Origin of the sequence: Pseudomonas juntendi (genome assembly GCF_021560075.1) — a bacterium.
In the GTDB taxonomy this organism is placed as follows: domain Bacteria; phylum Pseudomonadota; class Gammaproteobacteria; order Pseudomonadales; family Pseudomonadaceae; genus Aquipseudomonas; species Aquipseudomonas juntendi.
Genome location: NZ_CP091088.1, coordinates 4,972,358 through 4,991,456 on the forward strand (window position 1 = coordinate 4,972,358; position 19,099 = coordinate 4,991,456).

The window sequence follows — 19,099 nt, forward strand, 5'->3', positions numbered from 1 at the left end:
TAATTTTTTGCTGCCCCGCCCCGTCCAGGAGGCTTTTCATGAAACGTATTTCCACCCTTTTCCTGCTCGCGACCATTGCGGCGGCCGCAGGCACCGCCCAGGCCGCCCAGCCGGATGCCGGCCTGACTGGCTGCGCCGCCAAGCGCAGCGCCATCGAGAACCAGCTGAAGATTGCCCGTGACCACGGCAACAGCGACCAGGTCGCAGGCCTGGAAGCAGCGCTGCGCGGAGTCGACAACTGCACCGACGCCAGCCTGCGCAAGGAACGCGAGCAAAAGGTGCTCGACGCTCGTCATGAAGTGGCGCAGCGCGAAAAAGACCTGAAGAAGGCCGAGAAAAAGGGCGACGCCGAGAAGATCAACAAGCGCAAGGACAAACTCGCAGAGTCGCGCAAAGAGCTGCAGGAAGCAGTAGACGATCTCGACCGCTGAGGTATCTGACTTGCAAGTGCGGTCTTTGTGGGAGCGGCCTTGTGTCGCGCCCACAGAAGCATGTGCAAGCCTCAGGTTTGTGCAAACAGCACAGCCATCAATGATTGCGGAACTCGCTATGGCAGGCCTTGCAGGCCGCCTCGACCTTGTCCATCGGCGCTTTCAGTTGCGCAGGGTCCAGCGGCTGCGTGCGGGTCACATCGACCAGTTCGCCGGTCACGCCTTCCAGCTGCCGGGCCAGCTCATGGAAGCGCGCCTGGCGCTCCCACACTTCGGCACGGGCACTGCTGTCACCGCCATCGCGTACCTGCGGGAAGTGCTGCCACGGCTGGTGCGAGAGGTTGTCCAGTTGCAGTGCACCGCCGGCAAACTTCACCCCGTCGAACGGCAACCGGCCACGCAACATGCCGCCCAGGTCTTCGCTGGTCTTGAGCATGTCCTTGAAGATGACCTTGCGCTTACCCAGCGGCGAGTTGGGGTCAACCCGCTCGCAACCACTCAAGGCTGCACCCAGGGCCACTGCTGCCAGCACTACAACGGTCAATCGCTTCAACATGACGCTCACTTCGGCCTGCGAAAAGGGGCGGCCAGTATCGCTGCCCCGCAGCCAAACACCAATAGCCACATAAAAAACAGGGGCGAATCTTCATGTTCGCCCACCACAGGAATGCACACATGAAATCTGCCCTGCGCCACCTGGCCTGGACATTCCCGGTACTGGCCCTGCTGGCTGGCTGCAATGGCGGCGAGAGCGCCAAGCCCGAGCCGCATGCGGTAGCCACCTACGCCCCCGCCACCTGGAAAGACCTGCCCGCAGTCAGTGACGACGACTTGCTGGCCGGGTTCTACGCCTGGCGCAGCGGTTGCGAAAAACTCAAGCGCGACCCGGTGTGGGCCGCGACCTGCGAAGCGGCGGGTAGCGCCCAGGCCAGTGCCGCGCAGGTGCGCACCTTCCTGGAGCAGAACCTGGAGGTCTACGGCCTGCGCTCGGCCGAGAACAATGCCAACGGCCTGATCACCGGTTACTACGAACCGGTCTACCCCGGCAGCCTGAGCCCATCGAAAACCAACCATGTGGCAGTTTACGGCGTGCCCGAGGACATGATCGTCGTCGACCTGGCCAGCGTGTACCCCGAACTCAAGGGCAAGCGCTTGCGTGGCCGCCTCGAGGGTCGGGTGCTCAAGCCTTACGACACCGCCGAGGTGATCAACCGTGACGGCGTGAAAGCGCCCGTGCTGGCCTGGCTGAGCGACCCGATGGACCTGCAGTTCCTGCAGATCCAGGGCTCAGGCCGGATCCAGCTGGAAGATGGCCGCCAGTTGCGCCTGGGCTATGCCGATCAGAACGGCCACCCCTACCGGCCGATCGGTCGCTGGCTGGTCGAGCAGGGCCAGTTGAAAAAGGACGAGGTGAGCATGGGCGCCATCCATGCCTGGGCCCAGGCGAACCCTCAGCGCGTCGCGGAGTTGCTTGCCAGCAACCCAAGCTACGTGTTCTTCAGCACCCGCCCGGACAGCAACGAGGGCCCGCGCGGTTCGCTGAACGTACCGCTGACCGCAGGCTACAGCGTGGCCATCGACCGCAAGGTGATCCCCCTGGGTAGCCTGTTGTGGTTGTCCACCACGCGCCCCGACGGCTCGCCGGTGGTGCGCCCGGTTGGCGCCCAGGACACGGGCGGCGCCATTGCTGGCGAAGTGCGTGCCGACCTGTTCTGGGGTACCGGGCCCGAGGCCGGCGAGTTGGCGGGGAACATGAAGCAGCAAGGGCAGATCTGGATGCTCTGGCCCAAGGGCCAGCCGCTGCCAGAGGTGCCCAAGGTTCCTTGACGTTGCACGGGCCCTGCGAGGGCGGCTTCAGCCGCGCCACAGGGCCCACGCAGACCTTCAGATGGAAACCACGAAGAACGCCACGATGATCGCCAGCCCGGCCAGCCATACCAGCGAGCGCAAGGCAGCCCAGTCGGCCAGGTAGCAAATGATGTAGAGCAGCCGGCTGGTGATGTACATCACCCCCAGCACATCCTGGGTCACCTGCTCGGCATTGCCGACAATGTCTGCCACCAGCACGGCTGCGGCGAACGCCGGAAATGCCTCGTAGCTGTTCTGCTGCGCAGCATGCGCGCGGCGTGGCAGCCCGGACAGCGTATCGAGGAAGGCACGCGGGTCATGGTTGTCCCGCATGCCAAAGCGGCCACTGCTGACCTTGGCGATCAAGGCACACAGCGGCGGCAGGAACAGCGCGATCAGGATGCACCACAAAGCGACGGTCATAGGCGGACTCCTTGTTCAGTCTTCAGGTCAGAGCTTCATTACCAGCATGCCGGCCAGCACCAGCCCGCAAGCTAGGAGTCTTGGGCCGCCAAAAGGTTCTTTGAGGTAGCGCATACCCAGTAACACCACCAGCACCACGCTCAATTCCCGCAATGCCGCAGCCTCGGCCACAGAGCCCAGGTGCATGGCCCACAGCACCAGCGCGTAGCTGAACAGCACACAGAACCCTACCGCCAGCCCCAGGCGCCACTGGCTGCGCCAGAACGCTACGAAGGGCGCACGCCGCGCCACACTGGCCAGTAACGGGAATGGCCAGGCACTGAGCAGGGTCAGCCACACCAGGTAATCCCACGGCTTGCCCCACAGGCGCACGGCCTGCCCGTCGAACCAGGTGTAGCACCCGATGCACAGGCCGATCAGGGCCACCACCGGTAGCATCGCCCAGGGCAGCCGGTCACCGCCGCCGCCCTGCCACAGTAGGCAGGCCATGCCGCACGGAATCAGCAGGATCCCGATGATCTGCTGCTGGCTCAGCGACTCCCCGGCAAACGCAAGCGTCAAGCCCAGCACCACCAGCGGCGACAACCCGCGCATCAGAGGGTAGACCAGGCCCAGGTCACCCACCCGGTAGGCCTGGATCAGCAGGTAGCGGTACAGCTGCTCGGCCAGCGCCGAAGCCAGCAGCCACGGCCAGATACTGGCCGGTGGCAGTTGCACGAACGGCAGCGCCAGCACGGCGAAGGCCAAGGCCACGGTGTCCATGCTGGCAATGACCAGCAGCCGCTCGCCGCTGAATTTGATCAGGGTGTTCCAGGTCGCGTGCAGCAGCGCAGCGACCAGCACCAAGGATGTTGCCAGCACGTCTTGTTTTCCTTATGGCTTTCGTGGCTGTGAATATAGAGCGTTCGCGGGCCATTGTGCGGCCAATCGCCGGCCCCAGAATGGGAACGTTCGCAACGAATTCGGTCAAAGGCTGTGTCCCGACCCCCTCGCCAGGTCATCAAAGAACTGCCCGAGCCATTCGGGTTACGACTTGGAAGCCACTGTTACAGGATTCGGGATGCTTGAATTAGTTGCCGCGTTTATCTGCCTGACCACCCTCCTCACCTATGTGAACTACCGTTTCATCGGCCTGCCGCCCGCCATCGGCGTGATGGTCACGGCGCTGCTGTTTTCCCTGATGCTGCAAGGCCTGAGCCTGATCGGCTTCCCTGGCCTGGAAGAGCGCGTCGAAGGCCTGATGAACCAGATCGATTTCAATGACCTGCTGATGCACTGGATGCTGGCATTTCTGCTGTTTGCCGGCGCCCTGCACGTCAACCTCACCGACCTGCGCAGCTACCGCTGGCCGATTGGGCTACTGGCGACCGTAGGCGTGCTGATTGCCACCGTGGTCATCGGCTACCTGTCGCATTGGGTGTTTGCCATGTTCGGCTGGCAGGTTCCGCTGATCTACTGCCTGCTGTTCGGTGCACTGATTTCACCGACCGACCCGATTGCCGTGCTCGGCGCGCTGCGTACGGCCAATGCGCCAAAACCCTTGAAGACCACCATCGTCGGCGAGTCGTTGTTCAACGACGGTACCGCCGTGGTGGTGTTCACCGTGTTGCTGGGCATCATCCAGCTGGGCGAAACCCCAAGCATCAGCGACACGGCGGTGCTGTTCGCCCGCGAGGCCATTGGCGGTGTGCTCTTCGGCGGCCTGATCGGCTACGCCACCTACCGCATGATCAAGAGCGTGGAGCAGTACCAGGTCGAGGTCATGCTGACCCTGGCACTGGTGATCGGCGGCTCGGCGATGTGCTACGAGCTGCACGTGTCGGCGCCGATCGCCATGGTGGTGGCGGGCCTGATCATCGGCAACCTGGGGCGCAACCTGGCCATGAACGACATGACCCGCCGCTACATGGACGGTTTCTGGGAGCTGATCGATGACATGCTCAATGCGCTGCTGTTCGCCCTGATCGGCCTGGAGCTGTTGCTGCTGCCGTTCAACTGGATGCACCTGGCCGCTGGCGGCGTGCTGGCGCTGGCGGTGCTGCTTTCGCGGTTGCTGACCGTGGCCCCGGCCATCGTGCTGTTGCGGCGCTGGCGGCCGGTGCCCAAAGGCACGGTGCGGGTACTGACCTGGGGGGGCTTGCGTGGCGGGGTCTCGGTGGCCCTGGCGCTGTCGCTGCCCTTGGGCGATGAGCGCGACCTGCTGCTGTCGATTACCTACATCGTGGTGCTGTCGTCGATCCTGGTGCAGGGCTTGAGCATCGGCCGGGTGGTGCGCAAGGTCAGCGCCCAGCCTTGAGAATGCCGGGGCCGCTCTGCGGCCCCGTACGATCACTCGACGGCAGAATCCGGGAACTGGTCCTGCACATACTTGATCGCGGTTCGCCCATGGGCCGCCGGCAAGCCGTCTTCACCCAGGTTGACGAAGACCATCTTGTCCACGGTCAGGATGCTCTTGCGGGTGATCTTGTTGCGTACCTCGCATTTAAGGGTGATCGAGGTGCGGCCGAACTCCGTCGCGGTGATGCCCAGCTCGATGATGTCGCCCTGGCGCGAGGCACTGACGAAATTGATTTCCGACATGTACTTGGTCACCACGCGCTGGTTGCCCAGCTGCACGATGGCGTAGATCGCCGCCTCTTCGTCGATCCAGCGCAACAGGCTGCCACCGAACAGGGTGCCATTGGGGTTGAGGTCTTCGGGTTTAACCCACTTGCGGGTGTGAAAGTTCATCAGTACTCCTGACCTGCTTGGCTAACGTGCGCCCATGATGGCAGAGCAACTGCGATCGCTCCATTGCACATCGACTATCGTCGCGATTAATCGACAGAAAACCTTGGGCAAGCCGGCAGGCACAGCTATAATCTGCGCCGCTTCACATGGTTGCCCACAGCGGTGCCATGCCCGCCACCTGTCCGAGGGGCGCTGCAGCAGGCTAGGCCTGTCAGGCTCGGATGGGGCGTTGCTCGCTCTCGCGGGCGCTTAACGCACAACGGCGCCCATTCGCACACTACGAATGGAGGCTCTCATGAGCGCTGCAAACATGCCTGCTGGTTTTACCGATTTCAAAGTCGCCGACATCTCCCTGGCCGCCTGGGGCCGTCGCGAAACCATCATCGCCGAATCGGAAATGCCTGCGCTGATGGGCCTGCGTCGCAAGTACCTGGCCGAGCAACCGCTCAAGGGCGCGAAGATCCTGGGCTGCATCCACATGACCATCCAGACCGCCGTGCTGATCGAAACCCTGGTAGCCCTGGGTGCCGAAGTGCGCTGGTCGTCCTGCAACATCTTCTCCACCCAGGACCAGGCCGCCGCCTCCATCGCCGCTGCCGGTATCCCGGTGTTCGCCTGGAAAGGTGAAACCGAAGAAGAGTACGAGTGGTGCCTGGAGCAGACCATCCTCAAGGATGGCCAGCCATGGGACGCCAACATGATCCTCGACGACGGTGGCGACCTGACCGAACTGCTGCACAAGAAGTACCCGCAGGTACTGGACCGCGTGCACGGCGTGACCGAAGAAACCACCACTGGCGTGCACCGCCTGCTGGACATGCTGGCCAAGGGCGAGCTGAAAGTCCCGGCAATCAACGTCAACGACTCGGTCACCAAGAGCAAGAACGACAACAAGTATGGCTGCCGTCACAGCCTGAACGACGCCATCAAGCGTGGTACCGACCACCTGCTGTCGGGCAAGCAGGCGCTGGTAATCGGCTACGGCGACGTGGGCAAGGGTTCGGCGCAGTCGCTGCGCCAGGAAGGCATGATCGTCAAGGTCACCGAAGTCGACCCGATCTGCGCCATGCAGGCCTGCATGGACGGCTTCGAGGTGGTATCGCCGTTCATCGACGGTATCAACGACGGCAGCGAAGCCAGCATCGATAAAGCCCTGCTGGGCAAGATCGACCTGATCGTGACCACCACCGGCAACGTGAATGTCTGCGATGCCAACATGCTCAAGGCCCTGAAGAAGCGTGCCGTGGTGTGCAACATCGGCCACTTCGACAACGAGATCGACACGGCCTTCATGCGCAAGAACTGGGCCTGGGAAGAGGTCAAGCCGCAGGTGCACAAGATCCACCGCACCGGTGCCGGCAGCTTCGACCCGCAGAACGACGACTACCTGATCCTGCTGGCCGAAGGCCGCCTGGTAAACCTGGGCAACGCCACCGGCCACCCAAGCCGCATCATGGACGGTTCGTTCGCCAACCAGGTCCTGGCCCAGATCTTCCTGTTCGAGCAGAAGTTCGCCGACCTGTCGCCCGAGAAGAAGGCCGAGCGCCTGACCGTGGAAGTGCTGCCGAAAAAGCTCGACGAAGAAGTGGCCCTGGAAATGGTCCGCGGCTTCGGCGGCGTGGTCACCCAGCTGACCAAACAGCAAGCCGACTACATCGGCGTTACCGTCGAAGGCCCGTTCAAGCCGCACGCTTACCGCTACTAAGCGGCAGGGTTGGAGCTGCTAGCAGCAAGTTGCAAGTTGCAAGTTGCAAGTTGCAAGCAGAAGCAGACCGCAGCTTGTAGCTCCAGCCTCTTGAACCTTGAACGATGACCAAGCCAGACCGGCCATCACCGATCTGGCTTTTACTTGCAGCTTGAAGCTTGCCGCTTGCCGCTTGTCGCTTGCTGCCAGAGGAACGCCTGATGTCACAAGAACGCCGCTACAGTTTCGAGTTCTTCCCGACCAAGACCGATGCCGGTCACGAAAAGCTGATGGGTGTAGCCCGCCAGCTGGCTGCCTGCAACCCGGACTTCTTCTCCTGCACCTATGGTGCCGGTGGTTCGACCCGCGACCGTACGCTGAACACCGTGCTGCAGCTGGAAAGCGAAGTACAGGTACCGGCCGCCCCGCACCTGTCGTGCGTGGGCGACACCAAGGCTGAACTGCGCGCCCTGCTGGCCGAGTACAAGGCCGCCGGCATCAAGCGCATCGTGGCCTTGCGCGGCGACCTGCCGTCGGGCATGGGCATGGCCTCCGGCGAACTGCGCTACGCCAGCGACCTTGTCGAGTTCATCCGCACGGAAACCGGCGATCACTTCCACCTGGAAGTGGCTGCCTACCCCGAAATGCACCCACAGGCGCGCAACTTCGAGGCCGACCTGGGCAACTTCGTACACAAGGTCAAGGCCGGTGCCGACAGCGCCATCACCCAGTACTTCTTCAACGCCGACAGCTACTTCTACTTTGTCGAGCGCGCGCAGAAGCTGGGCGTGGATATCCCGGTGGTGCCGGGCATCATGCCAATCACCAACTACAGCAAACTGGCACGCTTCTCGGATGCCTGTGGCGCCGAGATTCCGCGCTGGATCCGCAAGCAGCTGGAAGCCTACGGTGATGACACCGCAAGCATCCAGGCCTTCGGCGAAGAAGTCATCACCCGCATGTGCGAACAACTGCTGCAAGGCGGCGCACCGGGCCTGCACTTCTACACCCTGAACCAGGCCGAGGCGAGCCTGGCGCTGTGGAACAACCTCAAGCTGCCGCGCTGAAACTTTTTGGCAATGTCTGCTTAAGAAATGATTAAGGCTTTGGTCATAGACTAAGGCCTTGTTCTTTTTTGGGTTACACAGGTCTCGCCTGCCATGCAGCATCCCCAGCCATCTCGCCCACAGCTCGTCTACCTGGCTTTTGGCCCCGCGACCTATCATCAGGAAGCCTGTTTCAGCATCATCAGCGCCCTTGCCCAGCTCGGCAGTACCGCCAGCAGCGTCATGGACATCCAGGTCTACACCGACAACCCGCAACCCTATGCCGGGCTACCGGTCACCACTCATGTACTGGACGAGGCCACGCGCCAAGCCTGGAACGCCCCGCACGGCTACCACTTCCGCAGCAAGCATGTGCTGTTGCGCCAGGTACTGCGCCAGCACCCGCTGGCCGTACTGATCGACACCGATACCTTTTTCCGCAAGTCACCACTGCAACTGTTCGACCGGGTCGCGCCCGGCAAGCTGCTGTGCAACACCATCGGCCCGCACTATGGGGCGAACCCGAAGTGCCTGCTGTATAAAAACCTGCGGGCCCCTCTGCAGTCCCGCGGCCTGGCCGACTGCCAGATGCCCCTGGTCAACTCCGGGGTGATCGGCCTCACGGCCGCCGATGCGGGCACCCTGGACCGCTCCATCGACCTGATGGACACCCTCTACCCGCTGGCCCGCGAGGCCTACACCCTGGAAGAATTCTGCCTGGCAGTCGCGGCCCATGGTCACCTGCAGCTGGCGGCATGCTCCGACGTCATTCACCATTACTGGAGCCGCAAGGCGCAGTTCCGCGCCAAGATCCAGGCCTGGCTGGCCAAACATGGGCAACATCCACTCAGCCCGGCAGCGCTGGCCGACGTCGCCCTGGTCAACGACCAGCTGCCCCGGCCACCGGCCTTGCACCGCCTGGGCTACAAGGCATTGAGCCTGACCCTTCCGCCCCAGGAACGTCAGTTTGCCCGTGAGTTGCTGTACGGCTGCTACCCCTACGCCAACGAGTTCGACCGCGCCTGCGCGTCGGCCTGGTGGGACAAGGCCCTGGAAAACCTCAATGCCCGCCACGGCCCCACCGACCCCGAGCGCCTGCGCCAGTGCTTGCGCCACCCCGGGCTGCGCTTGTCGCTGGGGGAACGACGCAAGGACATCGAGCATCACCTGCTCAGGTCTTCCCACGCTTGAATGGCCCGGTGCCCTGCCCTCTGGCCTTGCACCGGCCGAGCGCGTAATCTCCCGGCATGCCCAACATCGCCCGGCTGTTCTGGATCCTGCTGCTCGTTTGCCTGAGCCCGTTGGCCCTGGGCGAACGCTTGCGCCTGGTCTCCGACGACTGGGCGCCCTACGTGTACCAGCAGGACGGCCATCCACGCGGCATCGACTACGAAGTGACCAACCTGGTGTTCGCCCGCCTCGGGGTCGAGGTGGAATGGCAGTTCCTGCCGTGGAAGCGTTGCCTGGCAATGGTCGAACAAGGCCTGGCCGACGGTATTGTCGATATCTTCCAGACCGAGTCGCGTCAGCCCTACCTGGTCTACGCGCCAGAGCCCATGTCGGAGGTCGAGTTCATCCTGTTCCAGGCCAGTGTGCGCCGCCACGTGGTCAACCAGCTGGAAGACCTGGCCGGGCTTACCGTCGGCACCTCGCCCGGCTACACCTATGGCGCAGCCTTCAGCGGGGCCACCTACTTCAAGCGCGAAGCCGCGCCCACCCACGAAGCCAATTTCGGCAAGCTGATGCTGGGCCGTGTCGACCTGGCGATCACCGACCGCAAGGCTGGCCATTACCTGGCGCAGCAGCTGGGCCTGCAACGGCAGGTCGAGGCGCTGCCACTGGTGGTCAGGCGCCAGCACCAGTACCTGGCCCTGGTGCGCAAGCCGGGCCGCGAGGCACTGGCCGAGGCGTTTGCCGAAGAACTGCGGCGTTTCAAGCAGGAAGCGGCCTATACGGCGATCAGCAACCGCTACACAGGCGACACCAAAAACATTCTCAACGCCGTTGAGCAGCAGGAAAGCAGCACAGCGCGATAGCTCTGTTATACTCGGGCCTTCCCGCCCGGCTCACGCCCGGACGCTCGGCCTCGCAACAGGCATCCCGATCGGCACTGGCGCACCTTCGCGTCCACCCTCCGTTTCCCGGATGTGCAGTGAAAGCCCAGCTGGACCGGACGCGATCGCATCCCGACGATGCCCGTCGCGCCAGGCAGAACATCCCATACGGGCCCAGCCCAAACGAGAACAGGATCGCCCATGTCCTTTGCTTCCCTCGGTCTCTCCGAGGCTCTTGTCCGCGCTATCGAAGCTGCGGGCTATACCCAGCCGACCCCCGTGCAACAGCGGGCCATTCCCGCCGTGTTGCAAGGCCGCGACCTGATGGTTGCCGCCCAGACTGGTACTGGTAAGACCGGCGGCTTTGCCCTGCCGATTCTCGAGCGCCTGTTCCCGGCCGGCCACCCCGACAAGTCGCAGCGCCATGGCCCGCGCCAACCCCGCGTGCTGGTACTGACCCCGACCCGCGAACTGGCCGCCCAGGTGCATGACAGCTTCAAGGTGTATGCCCGCGACTTGCCCCTGGTCAGCGCCTGCATCTTCGGCGGCGTAGGCATGAACCCTCAGATCCAGGCCATCGCCAAGGGTGTCGACGTACTGGTCGCCTGCCCTGGCCGCCTGCTCGACCTGGCCGGCCAAGGCAAGGTAGACCTGGCCCACGTTGAAATACTCGTCCTGGACGAAGCCGACCGCATGCTCGACATGGGCTTTATCCACGACGTGAAGAAGGTACTTGCCCGCTTGCCGGCCAAGCGCCAGAACCTGCTGTTCTCGGCCACCTTCTCCAAAGACATCACCGACCTCGCCGACAAGCTCCTGCACAACCCGGAGCGCATCGAAGTCACCCCGCCGAACACCACCGTGGAGCGTATCGAGCAACGCGTGTATCGCCTGCCGGCCAGCCACAAGCGTGCCCTGCTGGCGCACCTGATCACCCTCGGTGCGTGGGAACAGGTGCTGGTGTTCACCCGAACCAAGCACGGTGCCAACCGCCTGGCCGAGTACCTGGAAAAGCACGGCCTGACCGCCGCCGCCATCCATGGCAACAAGAGCCAGAACGCTCGTACCAAGGCGCTGGCCGACTTCAAGGCCAACAGCGTCCGGGTACTGGTCGCCACCGACATCGCCGCCCGCGGCCTGGACATCGACCAACTGCCACACGTGGTCAACTTCGAGCTGCCGAACGTCGAGGAAGACTACGTGCACCGCATTGGCCGTACTGGCCGCGCCGGCCGTTCGGGCGAGGCCATTTCCATGGTCGCCCCGGATGAAGAAAAACTACTCAAGAGCATCGAGCGCGTCACTCGCCAGCGCATTCCCGATGGCGACCTGATGGGCTTCGACGCCAGCCAGGTAGAAGCCGAAAAACCCGAAGTACGCGAGCGCCCGCAGAACAACGGCCGCGGTGGCCGTAACCAGCAGGCCCGCGGCGAAGGTGGCAAAGACGCCAACGGCGGCCGCAAGGACAAGGGCAAGGACAAAGGCAAGGCCAAGCAGCAAACAGCTGAAAAGCCCGCCGACAAGGAAAAGAGCGGCGACAGGCAACAGCAGCCGCGCAAGCCGCGTGACAAGAAGCCGCGCCAGCAGCAACAAGCCAGCAGCAGCCCCAGCGTGCCGAAGGTTCCGGCCGACCGTGACCCGGAAGAGTTCCTGGACGACGAGATCGACAACTTCGGAAACCGCGCTGACTACGTCAGCCCCTACGAGGGCAAGAGCCAGGGCCGCAATCGTCGCCCGGGTGGCGGTCAGGGCCAGGGCCAAGGCAATGGTCAGCGCAGCAACACTGGTGGTCAGGGCCAAGCCCGTAGCGGCGGCCAGCAGCGCAGCGGCGGTAGCAGCGGCGAAAAACGCCCGCCGCGCGCCAACAACCGAGGCGGTGCCCGTCGTGATGGCGGCGCTGGCCGTGGTCGCCCGGCCCGTGACGATGCTGCCCGGCAGGAGCCAGCCGTGCGCAACCCGCGCCAGGCGGAAAAACAGCCGGTGATCATCCGCAAGGAATCCAAGCTCGACCGTTTCCCTACGCCTGAGCAGCTGGATGACTTGCCAAGCCGCCCCCGCGGTGAGCGCCCGGCGCTGCTGACCCGCAAGGGCTAAGCCCAGGTAGCAAAAAAAGACGCCGCCCGATGGGCTAATGCCAGTCAGTTAAGTAAGTTGGGGCCGCTTTGCGCCCCTTCGCGGGCACGCCCGCTCCCACAGGGGATCGCGCATTTCTTGAGTTCAGCGCAAAACGTGTGGGAGCGGGCGTGCTCGCGAAGGGCTAAGCCCAGGTAGCAAAAAAAACGCCGCCCGATGGGCTAATGCCAGTCAGTTGAGTAATTTGGGGCCGCTTTGCGCCCCTTCGCGGGCACGCCCGCTCCCACAGGGGATCGCGCATTTCTTGAGTTCAGCGCAAAACGTGTGGGAGCGGGCGTGCCCGCGAAGGGCTGCAAAGCAGCCCCAATAACACTTAACTGACAGCCATTACCCGATGGGCGGCGTTTTTCAGGGGCAACGCAATACTTACTTCTGCTTCACGCCTTCGACACTGATATCCAGGTCCAGGGTTTGCGAAGCCGGGCCTGGGCCCTTGATGCCGAAGTCGTTCAGGTTCAGCGTGGTGGTCGCGTTGAAGCCTGCACGCTCCCCGCCCCATGGGTCTTTGCCTTCACCGTTGAAGGTTGCCTTGAAGGTGACCGGCTTGGTCACGCCGTGCATGGTCAGGTCGCCAGTCACGTCAGCGGTCTTGTCGCCAGTCGACTTCACGCTGGTGGAGACGAACTTGGCGTCCGGGTATTTTTTCACGTCCAGGAAGTCAGCGCTGGCAATGTGCTTGTCACGTTCGGCGTGGTTCGACCACAGGCTGGCGGTTTTCAGGTCGACGCTGATCTTGCTGGCTTCAGGCTTGGCGCTGTCCCAAGTGAAGTTGCCGTCGAAGTCCTTGAAAGTACCGTGGATGAAGCTGTAGCCCAGGTGGCTGATTTTCCAGTCAACGAACGCGTGCTGGCCTTCCTTGTCGATCTTGTACTCGGCAGCCATGGCCTGGCCAGCGGAGAGCAGAGCGGTACCCAGCGCCAGAGCGGCAAAAGTCTTTTTCAACATCCTGTTCCTTCCTATGCAATTGAGGTTGAGGGTCAAGCTTTGCGGCCCAGCATGCGGGTCAGGGTCGCGTCACGGTCAATGAAATGGTGCTTGAGAGCAGCCAGGCCATGCAGCACGGCAAAAATCACCAGGCCCCAGGCCAGCCACAGGTGGATCACCCCTGCCACGTCTGCCTGGTCCGGCAGGTCACTGATCAACGCCGGCACTTCGAACAGGCCGAATACCGGAATGCCAACGCCGTCGGCAGTGGAAATCAGGTAGCCGGCGCCCATCACGGCAAACAACCCGAGATACAGCGCCAGATGGCCCAGTTTGGCCGCCAGGCGGGTGAAGCTGCCATGGTTGGCCGGTGCCGGCGGTGGCGGGCTGATGAAACGCCAGACTACACGCAACAGCATTACCGCCAGCAGCACCAGGCCGATGCTCTTGTGCAGGTCCGGGCCGGCTTTGCGCCACGGGCTGTAGTAGTCGAGGCCGACCATCCACAGGCCCAGGCCGAACAGGCCGAAGACTGCCAGTGCTACGCCCCAGTGCAGGACGATGCTGACCACGCCGTAGCGGGAAGGTGAATTGCGCAGTTGCATGTTGACGTGTTTCCCCGTGAAAGCTGTGCACAGACTAACGCGTAACGTATCGAATAAAAGCGGAAAAAGTTGCTTCGGATTATCGATAAATCCGATAGAAATTCTGATCGCTTCCCATTAAGGAAACATTAACGCCAACGGCTGTGAATGGGATAGCCAGGGCCGGCCTCTACCAGGGCGCCCGCTCCCGCCAAGGACCACAGTGTCCGTCGCAGGAGCAGGGTTACCCACCTAGAGGCCGGCACTGCGACCTGTCAACCCGCCTTGGCCTGCGGGTTGGCGACAGGTTTCTTGGCCGGCTCCGACTTGGCGTTGGCCTTTTTGCTCTCGGCAGGCTTGTGTGCTGGCTTGTGCGCTGGCGCATGCTTGGCAGGGGCGGCCTTGGCCGCAGCAGGCTTGGCTGGCGCCGCCTTCACCGCCGGTGCCGGTGCTGGGGCTGGTGCTGGTGCTGCCTGGGGCGCTGGCGCAGGGGCAACGACCGGCGCCGCTTCGTCAGCCTTGGCTACCGGCTGGGCCTTGACCTCTGGCGCGTCAGCGCCACCGAACAGGCGCTTGAAGAAGCCTGGCTTGTCTTGTTTGGCCTCATCGCCTGCCTTGGACTCAGCCTTGGCAGGTGCCTGCTCAGCCTTGCCCGCCTTGTCGGACGAACCCCCGAACAGGTTGGAGAAGAACCCGCCCTTGCTCGCGGCAGCTGCCCCGGCACCGGCGGCGGCGGCCGCGACCGGCGCGGCCTTGGCCGGGTCGAACGACTTGCCGGCCAGCAGGTCCTGTGCCTGGCTGGCGGCGCGCTGGCCGCTGCGCAGGGCGCCTTCCAGGGTGCCCGGGTACAAGGCATCGGTGTGCTCACCGGCAAAGGTGATGCGCTGCACCGGGCGCTCCCACAGGCGCCAGAACTTGCTGATCTGGCCCGGCCCGTAGGCCAGGTAGGCACCGCCGGTACCGGCATCGACGCTATACCGCTTCACCTCGTAACCGGTGAACGCACCGCGCGCCTGCGGGTAGAAGGCATGCAGACGGATCAACACCTGGTCGACCATCTGCTTGTCGCCGAAAGCCTGCAGCAGGCGGGCGTTGTCGCCGGACAGGTTGATCACCACGTTCGCCCCGCCCTTCAGCGCCGGCTCGATCCACAGCATGCCGAGACCGGCGTTGCTGAACACCTCGCCCGACATGCGCGCGCGGCTTTCCCAGACCGGCTTCTTGAACTTGAGCATCAGCTGGTCGCGCCAGCCATAGTTGGTGCCCTTGAGCGCCGCCAGGTGCTGGCTGTCCAGCCCCGGGGTGATCTGGATCTTGGCCAGGGCGCGCAATGGCACGGCCATGACCAGGTAATCGGCCTGGTAACCGACACTGCCGACCTTGACGGTGACGCTGTCCTTATCCTGAACGATGGCGGTGACCGGCGAGCTGGTCTTGATGGTCTTCAACTGCTTGACGAAGGCCTGGGCCAGCACCGGGCTGCCGCCAGGCAGGCGCGCAGCCCGCAGGTCACGGTCACTGACGTTGCGGTAAACACGGTTCTGCTGGGCGAAGTACAGCAGCGACAGGCGCGACGGTTCGTCGTAACGGGTGCGGATTTGCTGGTTGATCAGTTGCCGGGCGGTGGCCGGCAGTTGCAGCTTGTCCAGCCAGCTGGCGACGTTGATCTGGTCAAGGGCAAACAGCGTGCTGGTGACCTGCGGATTGAGCGGGTCGTCGATCGAGCGGGCCAGGTCATCGAGGGTTTTCTCGTAACGCTTGAGTGCCTCGGCGGTGGCCGGCTGCTTGGTGGCCAGGTCGGTTGCGCTGAAGTACTCACCGTCGATCAGGTAACCCGGGGTGCGCACGAACTCTGGCGCCGGCAGGGTCGTGAGCTTGAAGCGCTCGAGGTACTCATTGAGCACAGGTTGCGCCTTGGCGTTGCCGATCCACTCGCTGGTGGCCAGGCCAGAGCGCCCGCCCATGCTGGCCTTGGCCTCCAGCAGGGTCACCTGCCAGCCTTTGTTCTGCAGCTCATAGGCTGCCGTAAGGCCCGCCAGGCCACCGCCGACGACGATCGCCGTGGGTGTCTTGTCCTTCGCCAGCGCAGCGCCGCTGGACACACCAATCAATACCAACGCGCACAGGCGCACCCAAGCAGCAGCCATGTCGGCGAACTCCGAGTCAGAGGTTACAGGAACGAGGAGGGGCAGAAATGCCCCGAGCGAGATGCGTTAAGAATACGTCAGCCGTGCCGGCCCTGCCAGCGCAGTGATATCAAGTGCCCTTGCCAACTGACAATTTTACCTGCTGCCGCCCGGCGGTTGTCCTACCCTGCGGCATTGCTTAGGCTTACGCGGTCGAACCACGCCGCAAAGCCAGGAGAAGTGCCGATGGGCCTCAATGATCAGTGGATGCAACGTGACCTCAAGGTCCTGTGGCACCCCTGCACCCAGATGAAAGACCATGAGCAACTGCCGCTGATCCCGATCAGGCGCGGTGAAGGCGTATGGCTCGAAGACTTCGAAGGCAAGCGTTACCTGGACGCGGTGAGCAGCTGGTGGGTCAATGTGTTCGGCCACGCCAACCCGCGCATCAACCAGCGCATCAAGGACCAGGTCGACCAGCTGGAACACGTGATCCTGGCCGGCTTCAGCCATCAGCCGGTGATCGAGCTGTCCGAGCGCCTGGTGGCCATGACCCCGGCCGGGCTTGACCGGGTGTTCTACGCCGACAACGGCTCATCGTGCATCGAAGTCGCGTTGAAGATGAGCTTCCACTACTGGCAGAACGTCGGCAAGCCAGGCAAGAAACGCTTCGTCACCCTGACCAACAGCTACCACGGCGAAACCATCGCCGCGATGTCGGTCGGCGATGTGCCGCTGTTCACCGAGACGTACCAGGCGCTGCTGCTCGATACCCTCAAGGTGCCGAGCCCGGACTGCTACCTGCGCCCCGAGGGCATGGGCTGGGAAGAGCATTCGCGCAACATGTTTGCCAGCATGGAACAGACCCTGGCCGAGCACCACGAGACCATTTCGGCGGTGATCGTGGAGCCGCTGATCCAGGGCGCCGGCGGCATGCGCATGTACCACCCGGTGTACCTCAAGCTGTTGCGCGAGGCCTGCGACCGCTACGACGTGCACCTGATTCACGATGAAATCGCGGTGGGCTTTGGCCGTACCGGCACGATGTTCGCCTGCGAGCAGGCCGGCATCCGCCCAGACTTCCTGTGCCTGTCCAAGGCCCTTACCGGGGGCTACCTGCCACTGGCGGCCTGCCTGACCACCGACAAGGTGTACCAGGCCTTCTATGACGATTACCCGACCCTGCGGGCGTTCCTGCACTCGCACAGCTACACCGGCAACCCGCTGGCGTGCGCAGCGGCGCTGGCGACCCTGGACATCTTTGCCGAGGACAACGTGATCGAGGCCAACAAGGCCCTGGCCGCACGCATGGCCAGCGCCACCGCCCACCTGGCCGACCACGCCCACGTGGCCGAAATCCGCCAGACCGGCATGGCGCTGGCCATCGAGATGGTTCAGGACAAAGCGGGCAAGGTCGCCTACCCCTGGCAACAGCGGCGGGGCCTGAAGGTGTTCGAACACGCCTTGAGCCGCGGCGCGCTGTTGCGCCCGTTGGGCAGCGTGGTGTACTTCCTGCCGCCGTACGTGATCACCCCCGAGCAGATCGACTTCCTTGCCGAGGTCGCCAGCGAAGGCATCGACCTTGCCACCCGCGAGCGCATCAGCGTGGCGGTGCCGGCCAACTTCCACCCCGACTTCCGCGACCCGGGCTGATCGTGCAGCCCTTTCGCGACACAAGGCCGCTCCTACCCAGGGCGCGTTTCCCTTTGCCAACGAGCACTACATGAGACTGTCCCGCTTTTTCATCGATGCCCCCCTGAGCCTTGGCGAGCATGACCTGCCCGAGGCCCAGGCCCACTATATTGGCCGCGTCTTGCGCATGGCCCCCGGCGACGCCGTGCAGCTGTTTGATGGCAGCGGCCAGGAATACCGTGGCCATTTGCTTGAAGTGGGCAAGAAAACCGTACGCGTCAGCCTCGACCAGGCGTTTGCCGGCCAGGCCGATTCGCCCTTGCACATCCACCTTGGCCAAGGCCTGTCCCGCGGCGAGCGGATGGACTGGGCGATCCAGAAAGCCACCGAACTGGGCGCCAACGCCATCACGCCTATCATCAGCGAGCGCTGCGAAGTGCGCCTCAAAGACGAGCGCGCCGACAAGCGCCTGGCGCACTGGCGCCAGGTGGCAATCAGCGCCTGCGAACAATGCGGCCGCTCCACCTTGCCGGCCATCAACCCACCCATCACCCTGGCCGAATGGCTGAGCAGCACCCAGGCTGAGCTGAAGCTGGTGCTGCACCCGGTGGCCGAGCCGCTCACAAGCCATGCCAGGCCCGCCACCCTGGCCTTCTTGATCGGCCCTGAAGGCGGCCTTGGCGACGCTGAAGTCGAACAGGCGCAAAGCGCAGGCTTCCAGGCCGCACGCCTCGGCCCGCGCGTGCTGCGCACCGAAACCGCACCGGTAGTGGCGCTGTCGGTAGCGCAGCAGTTGTGGGGCGACTTTTAACTAACGCACGTAGAACGACACCGCCACAAAGTGCAAAAGGCTGCCGGCGATCACGAACAGGTGCCAGATACCGTGCGCGTGGCGCAGGCGGCTGTCGAGGGCGAAGAAGATGATGCCCACGGTATAGAACACTCCGCCGGCGGCGAGCCAGGCAAAGCCGGCGGTGCCCAGTGCTTGCAGCAGGGGGTTGACCGCCACCAGTACGATCCAGCCCATCACCGCGTAGATGATGATCGACAGGATCCGCGCTTCGGAGCGGGGCTTGATTTCCTGCAACATGCCAATCACTGCCAGCCCCCAGACCACGCCGAACAGGCTCCAGCCCCACGGGCCATGCAGGCTGACCAGGCAAAACGGTGTATAGCTGCCGGCAATCAGCAGGTAGATCGACAAGTGATCGAGCTTGCGCATGATCACCTTCGCCCGGCCGCGCGTGCTGTGGTAGAGGGTGGAGATGCTGTACAGCAACAGCAAGGTGCTGCCGTAGATGGAGAAACTGACGATCTTCCACGGGTCACCTTGCATACCCGCAACCACGATCAGCCAGATGGCACCGATGGTGGCCAGGATGGCACCGACCAGGTGCGTCCAGGCATTGAAGCGTTCACCGTAATACATGCAAACACAGACCTCTCTAGGAGCGGCTAGTTTCAAGCGGCAAGCTGCAAGCCGA

Annotated in this window: 18 protein-coding genes and 1 riboswitch; of the genes, 10 read left to right on the forward strand and 8 right to left on the reverse strand. The window is 63.7% G+C overall.

The annotated features are described in order from the left end of the window. Nucleotides 1–38 precede the first annotated feature (38 nt). Nucleotides 39–431 (forward strand): DUF1090 domain-containing protein, encoded by a 393-nt coding sequence (locus tag L1P09_RS23010; RefSeq protein ID WP_009681384.1) that lies wholly within the window; start codon nt 39–41, stop codon nt 429–431. Nucleotides 432–528: 97 nt separating this feature from the next. On the opposite strand, the gene L1P09_RS23015 is transcribed toward L1P09_RS23010, so the two are convergent. Then, on the reverse strand, nt 529–987 hold the full coding sequence (locus L1P09_RS23015) for a c-type cytochrome (protein WP_029886256.1): 459 nt from the start codon (nt 985–987) through the stop codon (nt 529–531). Between the two features lie 119 nt (nt 988–1,106). On the opposite strand from L1P09_RS23015, the gene mltA reads away from it, so the two are divergent. Beyond that, the gene (gene mltA / locus L1P09_RS23020; RefSeq protein ID WP_054904967.1) at nt 1,107–2,258 is read left to right on the forward strand and encodes a murein transglycosylase A; all 1,152 of its coding nucleotides are present in this window, start codon (nt 1,107–1,109) and stop codon (nt 2,256–2,258) included. 57 nt (nt 2,259–2,315) lie between these two features. Here mltA and L1P09_RS23025 read toward each other — a convergent pair whose 3' ends face one another. Next, nucleotides 2,316–2,702, reverse strand: a complete 387-nt coding sequence (locus L1P09_RS23025; protein WP_009681388.1) for an MAPEG family protein — start codon at nt 2,700–2,702, stop codon at nt 2,316–2,318. Between the two features lie 27 nt (nt 2,703–2,729). After that, nucleotides 2,730–3,563 carry an EamA family transporter gene (locus tag L1P09_RS23030; protein ID WP_009681389.1) on the reverse strand — a complete coding sequence of 278 codons (834 nt, stop codon included), beginning with the start codon at nt 3,561–3,563 and terminating at the stop codon, nt 2,730–2,732. A gap of 199 nt (nt 3,564–3,762) precedes the next feature. Here L1P09_RS23030 and L1P09_RS23035 point away from each other — a divergent pair, with 199 nt between their 5' ends. Next, nucleotides 3,763–4,998 carry a cation:proton antiporter gene (locus L1P09_RS23035; RefSeq protein WP_029886258.1) on the forward strand — a complete coding sequence of 412 codons (1,236 nt, stop codon included), beginning with the start codon at nt 3,763–3,765 and terminating at the stop codon, nt 4,996–4,998. Between the two features lie 32 nt (nt 4,999–5,030). On the opposite strand, the gene L1P09_RS23040 is transcribed toward L1P09_RS23035, so the two are convergent. Continuing rightward, a complete protein-coding gene (locus tag L1P09_RS23040) occupies nt 5,031–5,432 on the reverse strand; it encodes an acyl-CoA thioesterase (RefSeq protein ID WP_009682837.1) in 402 nt (133 codons plus the stop codon). Nucleotides 5,433–5,610: 178 nt separating this feature from the next. After that, a riboswitch (S-adenosyl-L-homocysteine riboswitch) is annotated at nt 5,611–5,707 on the forward strand. A 20-nt stretch (nt 5,708–5,727) separates the two neighbouring features. Here L1P09_RS23040 and ahcY point away from each other — a divergent pair. The 5 genes from ahcY to L1P09_RS23065 all read left to right on the forward strand — a co-directional run bounded on the left by ahcY (nt 5,728) and on the right by L1P09_RS23065 (nt 12,310). Beyond that, complete coding sequence (ahcY, locus tag L1P09_RS23045) at nt 5,728–7,137, forward strand: adenosylhomocysteinase (protein WP_029887594.1); 1,410 nt, start codon at nt 5,728–5,730, stop codon at nt 7,135–7,137. 200 nt (nt 7,138–7,337) lie between these two features. Next, on the forward strand, nt 7,338–8,183 hold the full coding sequence (gene metF / locus L1P09_RS23050) for a methylenetetrahydrofolate reductase [NAD(P)H] (protein ID WP_009682835.1): 846 nt from the start codon (nt 7,338–7,340) through the stop codon (nt 8,181–8,183). Nucleotides 8,184–8,276: 93 nt separating this feature from the next. Next, nucleotides 8,277–9,353, forward strand: coding sequence for a hypothetical protein (locus tag L1P09_RS23055; RefSeq protein WP_054904968.1), 1,077 nt, complete (start codon nt 8,277–8,279; stop codon nt 9,351–9,353). Between the two features lie 56 nt (nt 9,354–9,409). Then, nucleotides 9,410–10,198 (forward strand): substrate-binding periplasmic protein, encoded by a 789-nt coding sequence (locus tag L1P09_RS23060; protein ID WP_009682833.1) that lies wholly within the window; start codon nt 9,410–9,412, stop codon nt 10,196–10,198. Nucleotides 10,199–10,417: 219 nt separating this feature from the next. Beyond that, the gene (locus tag L1P09_RS23065) at nt 10,418–12,310 is read left to right on the forward strand and encodes a DEAD/DEAH box helicase (protein WP_054904970.1); all 1,893 of its coding nucleotides are present in this window, start codon (nt 10,418–10,420) and stop codon (nt 12,308–12,310) included. A 405-nt stretch (nt 12,311–12,715) separates the two neighbouring features. Here the strand turns inward: L1P09_RS23065 and L1P09_RS23070 are convergent, their stop codons facing one another. The 3 genes from L1P09_RS23070 to L1P09_RS23080 form a co-directional block, all read right to left on the reverse strand. Continuing rightward, nucleotides 12,716–13,294: a YceI family protein gene (locus L1P09_RS23070; RefSeq protein ID WP_009682831.1), complete on the reverse strand. Its 579-nt coding sequence runs from the start codon at nt 13,292–13,294 to the stop codon at nt 12,716–12,718. Between the two features lie 32 nt (nt 13,295–13,326). Beyond that, nucleotides 13,327–13,878: a cytochrome b gene (locus L1P09_RS23075; RefSeq protein ID WP_029887356.1), complete on the reverse strand. Its 552-nt coding sequence runs from the start codon at nt 13,876–13,878 to the stop codon at nt 13,327–13,329. Nucleotides 13,879–14,132: 254 nt separating this feature from the next. After that, on the reverse strand, nt 14,133–16,004 hold the full coding sequence (locus L1P09_RS23080; RefSeq protein WP_235768151.1) for a flavin monoamine oxidase family protein: 1,872 nt from the start codon (nt 16,002–16,004) through the stop codon (nt 14,133–14,135). A gap of 225 nt (nt 16,005–16,229) precedes the next feature. Between L1P09_RS23080 and L1P09_RS23085 the strand changes: the two genes are divergently transcribed. Both L1P09_RS23085 and L1P09_RS23090 read left to right on the forward strand, forming a co-directional pair. Then, on the forward strand, nt 16,230–17,636 hold the full coding sequence (locus tag L1P09_RS23085) for an adenosylmethionine--8-amino-7-oxononanoate transaminase (protein WP_029887358.1): 1,407 nt from the start codon (nt 16,230–16,232) through the stop codon (nt 17,634–17,636). A 70-nt stretch (nt 17,637–17,706) separates the two neighbouring features. Then, nucleotides 17,707–18,426: a 16S rRNA (uracil(1498)-N(3))-methyltransferase gene (locus L1P09_RS23090; RefSeq protein ID WP_054904972.1), complete on the forward strand. Its 720-nt coding sequence runs from the start codon at nt 17,707–17,709 to the stop codon at nt 18,424–18,426. Here L1P09_RS23090 and trhA read toward each other — a convergent pair whose 3' ends face one another. Beyond that, nucleotides 18,427–19,044: a PAQR family membrane homeostasis protein TrhA gene (gene trhA, locus L1P09_RS23095; RefSeq protein WP_054904973.1), complete on the reverse strand. Its 618-nt coding sequence runs from the start codon at nt 19,042–19,044 to the stop codon at nt 18,427–18,429. Nucleotides 19,045–19,099 lie beyond the last annotated feature (55 nt).